We start from the raw sequence: 9,236 nt of genomic DNA on the forward strand, positions 1-9,236 counted from the left end.
CACCGGATGTTCGTGGCCGTGCTCCCCCCGGAGGCGGCGCGGGACGAGCTCGAGCGGTTCCTCGAGCCGAGGCCGGGCCTGGCGTGGACCGACCCCTCGCAGTGGCACCTCACCCTGACGTTCTGTCCGAGCGTCGACGAGTGGCGCATCGACGGGTTGGTCGAGCGGCTCTCCTCGGTCGCCCGCCGGCACGAGCCGTTCCGGCTGCGCCTGGCCGGGGCCGGGGCGTTCCCCTCGGTCGAGCGGGCCAGGGTCCTGTGGGCGGGGGTCGAGGGCGCCCGGGCCGCCGGGGCTCTGGACGCACTCGCGGCCGGGACGCGCTCGGCCGCCAACGCCGCCGGCTGCCGCCCGGACGGCGCCCGCTTCCGGCCCCACCTCACCCTCGCGCGCCTGCGCGGCCGTGACGACGCGACCTCGTGGCTTCGCGTCCTGGGCACCTTCGCCGGCAGCGAATGGACGGTCTCGGAGATCGTGCTGGTCGAGTCCTTCCTCGGCGAGGGCCCGCGCGGGCGCGCACGCCACGAGGTGGTGGCGCGGCTCCCGCTGGGAGGGAGCGGTCAGTCGGGGTGGCCGGACCCCATGGCGACCTGACCCGCCGACAGCAGCGGGCCGGACACGATCAGCGCGATCCCGGGCACGTGCAGCCCCACCGCGACCAGTCCGGAACCCACCGCCACGCACGCGACACCGGCGATCGTCGCGCGCGGCCACGCCGGCAGCCGACGCGGGGCCTTCGGCGACATGAACACCGCCCACAACCCGATGAAGGCGGTCGGCACCAGCACCGCCGCCACGATCCCGATCGTCACGCCGGAGGGGTGGGCGAGGCGCCACGCCACCACGCCGAGTCCCACGGCGAGCGCCAACTCGCACGCGAACGCGAAGGAGGCGACCCCCCAGTAGACGACCGGATTCCTGAGCACACGGTGGAGGGTACCGAGCAGCGGCGGCTACCGTGTGGGCCGTGGAACTCCTCGGAACGGTCGATCTGGCACACCCCCTCGTCGTCGTCGCCCTCGAACAGGAGGCACGGCACTTCGTCACCGATTTTCCCGTCCTGGTCACCGGCGTGGGCAAGGTGCGCGCGGCGATGGCCGTCGCGCACGCGCTCGGGGGCGGGGTCCGGCCGCGCGAGCTCGTCAACGTGGGCACCGCCGGGGGGCTGCACCCGGGGATGGCGGGCACGCACGAGATCGCGATGGTGTTCCAGCACGACTTCGACGACCCCGCCCTCCACGCCGTCACCGGCCGCCACGACGGTCCTCCGCTCGCCCTGTCGCCGGTCCGGGCGGTCATGCCGGAGCCGAGGTACGTGCTGCCGTCCGCGCCCGGCGGTCCGACGGCCCCGGTGCTCGCGTCCGGCGACAGGTTCGTGGCCGGCGGGCCGCTGCGCGATCGCCTCGCGTCGATCGCGGACCTGGTGGACATGGAGGGATATGCCGTGGCGGCGGCGGGGGCGGCGCTCGGCGTGCCCACGCGGCTGGTCAAGCACGTGTCCGACACGGCCGACGAGGTCGCCAGCTCCACGTGGGTGGAGAGCGTGGACGCGTTCTCCCGCGTGCTGGCCGAGTGGGTCGGCACCCGGCTGGGCTGAGCGGCGGGGCCGACTCGATCGAACACTTGTGCCACCGCGGTCGGAGGGGTAGGATCGAATGAAAGTTCGACTAGGGCCGGGGATGGAGAGGGGCGACGACGATGACGACGAGAGTGCTGTTCGCCGTTCCCGAGCCCCTCGGCATGGTCGACATCAAGGTGGTCAGCGAGGCCGCGCGGGCCGCGACGCTCGCGCAGAACCGGGCCGGGGCCACGCGGCTGGAGGCGGCCCACGTCCTGGTCGAGCAGTACGCCCGGCTCGATCAGGCGGACTCGAGGCCGGCGTACGCGCGGCTGGATCCGCAGGCCAGGGCTCGCGATCACCTGGCGTCGGCCTGTCAGCTCACGTGTTGGCACGCCGCGCGGTTGGTCACGGCCGGGGTCCAGATCCACCGCCGCCTGCCCCGCCTGCGCTCGACGGTGGACCGCGGGCTGGTGCCCGAGCAGTTGGCCGTCGACATCGCGTGTCGTCTCGCCGATGTTCCCGACTCGATCGTGACCGACGTCGAGGACGACGTGATGGCGCGTATCGCCGAGGACCTGGCCGGAGGGGACCGGCCCGGTCGCCCCGCGGTGGACTCGCTGATCGACGACTCCGTCCGGCGCCACGATCCCGCGACGGCGGACGAGTCGGAGGCCGCGGCCGCCGAGGCCCGCACGGTCCGGTTCCGCCGCGCGCGGAACGGGATGGCCACCATGTGGGCCAAGCTCTCCGCCACCGATGCCGAACTGCTGCGGAGCCGGATCGAGACCGACGCCACCGCCGCATCCCGGGACGGGCTGACCGGGACCATGGACCAGCTCCGTGCCGACGCCCTGGCCGCGCTGGCGGTCTACGCCCCCGCGGGACGGGCGTCTGCGACGAACCGTGCCGGCGGGGACGGAGTCGATGTCGACGGCATCGAACTCGGGGACGTGGCGCTCGGGGCGGACCTGCCGCGGCCCACGGTGGGCAACGCCGCAGCGGCCGGGCAGCCCATCCGCATCAGCGTGATCGCCGCCGCGTCGCGGGGACTGCCCAACCGCGTCGAGTTCGTCCACGGCACGTACAGCAGCTTCGAATGGCTCTGTCGGGAGCTGTTGGAGGGCGACGACGCGAGTGTGCGCTTCGAGCTCCTCGACCCCGCTCCCGGTGCCCTGGATTCCCCGGAACACGCCCTCCGCTACGTGATCACTCCGGCGATGGCCGAGAGGATCAGGCTGCGCGACGGAACCTGCCGTCACCCCGGGTGCTCGGTGGCCGCCCGGGACTGCGACGTGGATCATGTGATCGCGTTCAACAGAACCGATCCCGAGCTCGGCGGCCCGACCGCCGAATGGAACCTGATGTGCCTGTGCCGCAAGCATCATCGGGAGAAGACGTTCGGCACCAACGCCTACCGTCTCGGTCCCCTCGGCGACCTGGTCATCACCACCGACACCGGGCACGAACACCGCACCCGGCCGAGAGGCCCCCTGGCGAGGGCCCGGGACGACATCCGGGAACGCGAGTGGGACGAGTTCGCGGACCGTCTCATCGGCGACGACGGGCTGCTGACCAATCCGCCGGGCGCGGACAGGCGCAGACCCCGTGGCCGCCCCGCGTGAGGCGTCAGCAGTCGCCGACGCCCACCCATTCCGCGACCCCGTCGGTGAAGCGCTGACGCTTCCAGATGGGGACGCCCTGTTTGATCCGGTCGATGAAATCGGCGCAGGCGGCAAACGCCTTGGCCCGGTGCGGCGCCACGGCCACCACGACCACCGCCGTCTCGCCGACCGGCAGCACGCCCACGCGGTGGACGGCGGCCAGGCGCACGGTACGCATCGGGTCGAGCGGCTCCCCGGTCGCGCGTGTCCGCGACATGTGCTCGGTGGCCACCTCGCCGGCGAGGCGTTCCAGCACGTCGCGGGCCGTGGGGTGGGCCGAGTACTCGATGTCCAGGACGTCACGGCCGCCGTCGTGGTCGCGCACCACGCCGCTGAACGTGACCATCGCCCCGTCGGAGGCGCTCCAGACGGCCCTCTCGACGTCTCGGGCGTCGATCGCGGACTCGGTGATCTGCACGAGCGGACTGCGGACTGTCATGATCGGTTCCTCCTCGCGCTGACTGCCCCGGGCGGCAGGCGCGGGCCGCTAGTGGCCACCGCCGTGGGCGTGGACGTCGAGCAGGTGGTCCAGCAGCCCGTCGAGGACCGCCAGGCCGTCGCGCACCCCGCCCCCCGAACCCGAGAGGTTCACCACAAGGGTACGTCCGGCGAAGCCCGCCAGGCCACGGCTCATCGCGGCGGTGGGGGTCGCGGTCAGCCCCCGTGCGCGGATGGCCTCGGCCACCCCGGGCAGCTCCAGCTCGAGGTGCGGCGCGGTGGCCTCGGGGGTGCGGTCGTCCGGGGCGACGCCCGTCCCGCCGGTGGTGAGCAGGACGGCCGGGGAGCGGCGGATATGCTCGGTGACGGCCGCGGCGATGCCGGCGTCGGCCACAACGTGGACCTCGACGGGGGAGAAGCCGCGCTCGAGGAACCAGCCCTCGATGGCGGGGCCGGTGGTGTCCTCGCGGCGACCGTGGGCGGCGGCGGTGGAGGAGACGACGACGACGGCGCTGCGGCCCGGATCGAGCACCGCGGGCTCCGGCTGCGCGAGAGCGCCCGGGTCGTCCGACCCGCGCGTCCAGTCGCCGCGCTTCCCCCCGGTCTTGGCGGCCAGGCGGACCCCGTCCATGGTGGCCAGGGGGTCGACCGCCTTGACCATGTCGTGCAAGGTCAACCCCGCCACCGAGACCGCGGTGAGCGCCTCCATCTCCACCCCGGTGCGACCGGTCGTCCTCGCCGTGGCCGACACCCGGATCTCGCCGGCCGGTTCGTCCGGGTCGAAGCGCACCTTGACCGAGTCCAGCGGGATCTGGTGGCAGAGCGGGATGAGCTCGGAGGTCTTCTTGGCTGCCCCGATCCCGGCGAGGCGGGCGGTGGCCAGCACGTCCGCCTTGCCGAGCGCGTCGCCCGCGACCCTGCGGACCACGTCCGGGCGGGTGCGGAAGATCCCCTCGGCGGTGGCGGTCCGGGTGGTGACGGCCTTGTCGCCCACGTCGACCATCCGGACCCGGCCCTCGGTGTCGAGGTGGGTGAGCTGCGGCTCGCTGGTCGGGTGCGCGTCGTCCATGGTGTCCACGCTAGTCGGCCGCGTGGGCGGTCCCCGGGGTGTGCAGGGTTTAATCGCGGGTATGGCGCACCTCTTCGACCCGATCCGCATCCGCGACCTCGAGATCCGTAATCGGGCCTGGCTCTCGCCCATGTGCCAGTACTCGTGCGAGGCCCGCGACGGGGTCCCCACGCCGTGGCACCTCGTGCACCTGGGCGCGCGGGCGCAGGGCGGGTTCGGGCTCATCCTCGCCGAGGCGTCGGCCGTGGTGCCGGAGGGGCGCATCAGTCCCGAGGACGCCGGCCTGTGGAACGACGCCCAGCGCGACGCGTGGGCCCCGATCGTGGACTTCGCGCACTCACAGGGTGCGGCCATCGGGATCCAGCTGGCCCACGCCGGACGCAAGGCGTCGGCGTACCGGGCGTGGCCGGGCCACCCCGTCGGGTCGATGCCGCCGGAGGAGGGTGGGTGGGCCACCGTCGCGCCGTCGGCCGTCCCGTTCGGGGACATGGCCACGCCCGAGGCGCTGGACGCGGAGGGCATCGGCGGCGTGGTGGCCGCGTTCGCCGACGCCGCCCGCCGCGCCGACGAGGCCGGGTTCGACGTGGTGGAGATCCACGCCGCTCACGGGTACCTCCTCCACGAGTTCCTCTCGCCCCTGTCCAACGAGCGGGCGGACGCGTACGGCGGCTCCCGGGAGAACCGGGCGCGGCTGCTGCTGGAGGTCTGCGACGCGGTCCGCGGGGTCTGGCCGGAAGGCAAGCCCCTGTTCGTGCGCATCTCGGCGACCGACTGGGTGCCCGGCGGGTGGACGCCGGAGGACTCCCGCTGGCTGGCGGGCAGGCTCGCCGAGCACGGTGTCGACCTGGTGGACGTCTCGTCCGCCGCCAACACGCCCGACCGGCCGCCGGTGCCGCTCGAGCAGGGGTACCAGGTGCCGCTCACCGAGGAGGTCCGGGCGTCCGGGGCGGTGCTGGCCGGCACCCTGTTGGTCAGCGCCGTGGGCCTGATCAGCGACCCGGCCTACGCCGAGCAGTTGTTGGTCGACGGCCGCGCGGACGTCGTGTTCCTGGGGCGCGTCGCGCTGCGCGAGCCCGCGTGGCCGCAGCGCGCGGCCGCCGAGCTCGGACTGGACTGGCGGCAGGCCCCGTACCCGCCCCAGTACACGCGGGGGAAGTGGGCGTGATGGGCCTGTTCGAGAGCCTGAAGGACCGCTGCCGCCCCGAGTGGGTGGACTACACCGAGCACGAGTTCGTGGAGCAGCTCGGGCGGGGGACCCTGCCGACGGCGGTGTTCCAGGCCTACCTGGTGCAGGACTTCCACTTCCTCGTGCAGTTCGCGCGCGCCACCGCCCTCGCGGCGTTCAAGAGCCGCACCCTGGCCGACATCACCGCCGCGCACGCCGCGACCGGGGCGATCCTCGCCGAGACCGAGCTGCACCTGCGGCTGACCGAGCGCTGGGGCATCCCGCGCGCCCAGCTCGAGGCCGCGCCGGAGAAGCAGGCCACCGTGGCCTACACCCGCTATGTGCTGGACTGCGGGATGTCAGGCGACCTGCTCGACCTGCACGTCGCGCTGGCGCCCTGCACGATCGGCTACGCCGAGATCGGCGCGCGGTTGCAGCCCGGGCTCAGCGGGGACCACCCCTACCGCGAGTGGATCGCAGAGTATTCGGGCGAGGAGTTCACCGCCGCCTCCCGCGCCGCGATCGATCAGCTCGACCGGCTGGCGGCCGGGGGGCTCAGCGATCGCCGGCTCGACCAACTCACCGAGGTGTTCCGCACGGCCACCCGGCTGGAGAGCGACTTCTGGCAGCAGGCGCTCGACAGCGTGGGCTGAGGGTCAGGAACCCAGTCCGCCCGCCTACAGCGCGAGCACCTCGACCCCGGCACCGGCGGGCAGGAACGTGACCTCGGCGGGGATCTCGATCAGGACGTCCGCGCGGGCCATCGACGCCACGAGGTGAGAGCCCGGGCCCGAGACGGGGTCCGCGGTGCCGTCCGGGGCCAGCGTCGCCCGGAGGTACTGCACCCGCCCCGCGGGGGAGGTGACGTCACGGGACAGGCGGGCCCTGGCGGGACGGATCGGCGCCCGGCCCACGGCCTCGAGGACCACCGGCCGCAGCAGAACCACGAAGGACACCAGGGCGCTCACCGGGTTGCCGGGCAGGCACACGACGGGGGTGTCGCCCCACGTCGCCAGGCCCTGCGGCCCGCCGGGTTGCATGGCGATCGGGGCGAAGCGGGCGCCCTCCCGGGCGGCCAGCACCTGGCGCACCACCTCCGCGTCGCCCATCGACACGGCCCCGACGGTCACCACGAGATCCGCGTCGCCGGCGGCCTCGTCCAGGGTCGCCGTGAACTCCGCGCGGTCGTCGCCGCAGGTGAGGGTCCGGGTGACCTCGCAGCCGCAGGCCCTGAGCGCGGCGGCGAGCGTGATCGAGTTGGACTCCCAGATCTGGCCGGGCTCCAGCGGGCGGCCCGGCGCGACGAGTTCGGAGCCGGTGGCCACCACCCCGACCCGGGGCCGCGGCCGCACGTCGAGGCCCGACTCGCCGAGGGAGGCCGCCGCCGCCATGTGTCGTGCGGCCAGCCGCGTCCCGGCGGGGAGCACCACGTCGCCGGCCCGGACGTCGTCGCCCGGCCGGCGGACGAACTCCCCCGGCGACCGCGGCGCGTGGACCAGGACCGTCGCGGCTCGGCCGTCCGGGCCGACGGACTCCTCGACGGAGGTGTCCTCCACGGGGACCACACAGTCCGCCCCCTCGGGCAGCGGCGCCCCGGTCATGATCTTGCAGGCCTCGTCGTCGTCGACCCCCGGCCCCGGCCCCTGGCCGGCGTGCACGGCCCCCACCACGGTGAGCCGCGCCGGCGAGTCGGGCCCCGCCCCGGCGACGTCCGCCGACCGCACCGCGTAGCCGTCCATCTGCGAGTTCACGAACAGGGGCAGGTCGACCGACGCGCGCAGGTCCCGCGCCAGCACCGAGTCCGCGCACGCCGCGAGCGGGAGGTGGGTGCTCTGCGCGCCGCGGTCGAGCACCGGCGACAGGTGCGCGCGCAGCAGCCCCCGGTACTCGGCGGGGGACGGGCGGGTCGGCTGGTCGGGCGGGGAGGACATGGCCCCACGGTAACCGCGTTGTACTGTGCCTACGGCCCGCGCGGCGGACGGGCGGACGCAGCGAGAGTGGGGCAGTAGTGGGTCTCTGGTCGGTACACGGCGACGGCAAGAACGTCAGGCCCGGGGAGGTTGTGGCCCCCATGGAGCGGCTGACCTGGCCGCGGACCATCGGGATCGGCGCGCAGCACGTGGTGTCGATGTTCGGGGCGACGTTCGTCTTCCCGATCATCATGGGGCTCAACCCGCAGCTCGCGATCCTCTTCTCGGGCGTGTGCACCCTCCTGTTCCTGGCCGTGGTCAAGGGGCAGGTCCCCAGCTACCTCGGCACCTCCGTGGCCTTTGTCGGGGCGGTCGCGGCGATCCGCGCCCAGGGCGGCACGAGCGCCGAGGTGACCGGCGCGATGCTCGTCGCCGGCGCGGCGCTGTTCGTGGTGGGCCTGCTCGTCCACGTGGTGGGCGGCCGGGTGGTCACCGCGGTCCTCCCGCCGGTGGTCACGGGCGCGGTCGTGATGCTGCTCGGCTTCAACCTCGCGCCCGTGGTGGCCGACACGTACTGGCCGCAGGACCAGTGGGTCGCGCTGGCGGTGATGGTGGTGCTCATCGGAATGACGGTGGGGCTCAGGGGGTTCGCCGGGCGGATCGCGATCTTCCTCGCCCTGGTCTTCGGCTACGTCCTGTCGTGGGTGCTCGACCTGGTCGGCGGGCCCATCACCTCGTTCAGCGCCGGAGCCGGCGAGGTCACCGAGCACCTGCGCGTCGACTGGTCGGGTGTCGCGGAGGCCGCGTGGATCGGGCTGCCGCCCATGACGGATGAGGCCGCCGGCGTGGTGGGCATCCACGCGCCCGACTTCTCGCTGGCGTTCGTGCTGCTCATCGTGCCGGGGATCATCGCGCTCATCGCCGAGAACGCCGGGCACGTCAAGGCGATCGGCGAGATCACCCGCACCGAGACCGACGGGCTGATGGGGCGCGCGTTGGCCGCCGACGGTGCGGGGACGGTGCTGGCGACCTCGTTCGGCGGGTCGGCGACGACGACGTACGCCGAGAACATCGGAGTGATGGCCGCGACCAAGGTGTACTCCACGGCCGCGTATGTGGTGGCCGCCGTCACCGCGATCCTGCTCGGCTGCTCGCCCAAGCTCGGCGCCGTCATCTCCGCGACGCCTGGCGGCGTTCTGGGCGGGATCACCGTGGTGCTCTACGGCATGATCGGGCTGCTCGGCGCCAAGATCTGGAAGGAGAACCGGGTCGATTTCGGTAATCCGCTGAACCTGGTGCCGGTCGCGGCGGGCGTCGTGATCGCGGTGGGCGACACGACGCTGCACATCACCGACGAGTTCCAGCTCGGTGGCATCGCGCTGGGCACGCTGGTGGTGGTGCTCGGCTACCACCTGGGCCGGGCGATCGCGCCGCA

Annotated in this window: 10 protein-coding genes; 6 read left to right on the top strand and 4 right to left on the bottom strand. The window is 73.9% G+C overall.

The genetic code is table 11. The features are described 5' to 3' along the window. Positions 1 to 6: 6 nt before the first annotated feature. Complete coding sequence (gene thpR, locus Q0444_RS11390) at positions 7 to 591, top strand: RNA 2',3'-cyclic phosphodiesterase (RefSeq protein WP_299023271.1); 585 nt, start codon at positions 7 to 9, stop codon at positions 589 to 591. On the opposite strand, the gene Q0444_RS11395 is transcribed toward thpR, so the two are convergent. Next, positions 558 to 923, bottom strand: coding sequence for a YrdB family protein (locus tag Q0444_RS11395; protein ID WP_291080959.1), 366 nt, complete (start codon positions 921 to 923; stop codon positions 558 to 560). The genes thpR and Q0444_RS11395 overlap by 34 nt on opposite strands. Before the next feature lie 41 nt (positions 924 to 964). Between Q0444_RS11395 and Q0444_RS11400 the strand changes: the two genes are divergently transcribed. Both Q0444_RS11400 and Q0444_RS11405 read left to right on the top strand, forming a co-directional pair. After that, on the top strand, positions 965 to 1,594 hold the full coding sequence (locus Q0444_RS11400) for a nucleosidase (RefSeq protein ID WP_299023272.1): 630 nt from the start codon (positions 965 to 967) through the stop codon (positions 1,592 to 1,594). A 101-nt stretch (positions 1,595 to 1,695) separates the two neighbouring features. Beyond that, positions 1,696 to 3,180, top strand: coding sequence for an HNH endonuclease signature motif containing protein (locus Q0444_RS11405; RefSeq protein WP_299023273.1), 1,485 nt, complete (start codon positions 1,696 to 1,698; stop codon positions 3,178 to 3,180). A gap of 4 nt (positions 3,181 to 3,184) precedes the next feature. On the opposite strand, the gene Q0444_RS11410 is transcribed toward Q0444_RS11405, so the two are convergent. Continuing rightward, positions 3,185 to 3,658, bottom strand: coding sequence for a molybdenum cofactor biosynthesis protein MoaE (locus Q0444_RS11410; RefSeq protein WP_299023274.1), 474 nt, complete (start codon positions 3,656 to 3,658; stop codon positions 3,185 to 3,187). Positions 3,659 to 3,706: 48 nt separating this feature from the next. Then, positions 3,707 to 4,726: a bifunctional molybdenum cofactor biosynthesis protein MoaC/MoaB gene (gene moaCB, locus Q0444_RS11415; RefSeq protein WP_299023275.1), complete on the bottom strand. Its 1,020-nt coding sequence runs from the start codon at positions 4,724 to 4,726 to the stop codon at positions 3,707 to 3,709. A gap of 61 nt (positions 4,727 to 4,787) precedes the next feature. On the opposite strand from moaCB, the gene Q0444_RS11420 reads away from it, so the two are divergent. Together Q0444_RS11420 and Q0444_RS11425 are read left to right on the top strand one after the other, a co-directional pair. Continuing rightward, the gene (locus Q0444_RS11420; protein WP_299023276.1) at positions 4,788 to 5,891 is read left to right on the top strand and encodes an NADH:flavin oxidoreductase/NADH oxidase; all 1,104 of its coding nucleotides are present in this window, start codon (positions 4,788 to 4,790) and stop codon (positions 5,889 to 5,891) included. Then, entirely contained in the window at positions 5,891 to 6,544 is a 654-nt protein-coding gene (locus tag Q0444_RS11425) for a TenA family protein (protein ID WP_299023279.1), read from the top strand. Before Q0444_RS11420 ends, Q0444_RS11425 begins: the two co-directional genes overlap by 1 nt. A 24-nt stretch (positions 6,545 to 6,568) precedes the next feature. Here the strand turns inward: Q0444_RS11425 and glp are convergent, their stop codons facing one another. After that, entirely contained in the window at positions 6,569 to 7,822 is a 1,254-nt protein-coding gene (glp, locus tag Q0444_RS11430; protein WP_291080969.1) for a gephyrin-like molybdotransferase Glp, read from the bottom strand. A gap of 77 nt (positions 7,823 to 7,899) precedes the next feature. On the opposite strand from glp, the gene Q0444_RS11435 reads away from it, so the two are divergent. Further along, the coding region (locus Q0444_RS11435; protein WP_299023277.1) for a uracil-xanthine permease family protein at positions 7,900 to 9,236 on the top strand (1,337 nt) is incomplete at its 3' end.

The sequence above is a fragment of the uncultured Dietzia sp. genome (assembly GCF_937873725.1).
Lineage (GTDB): Bacteria > Actinomycetota > Actinomycetes > Mycobacteriales > Mycobacteriaceae > Dietzia.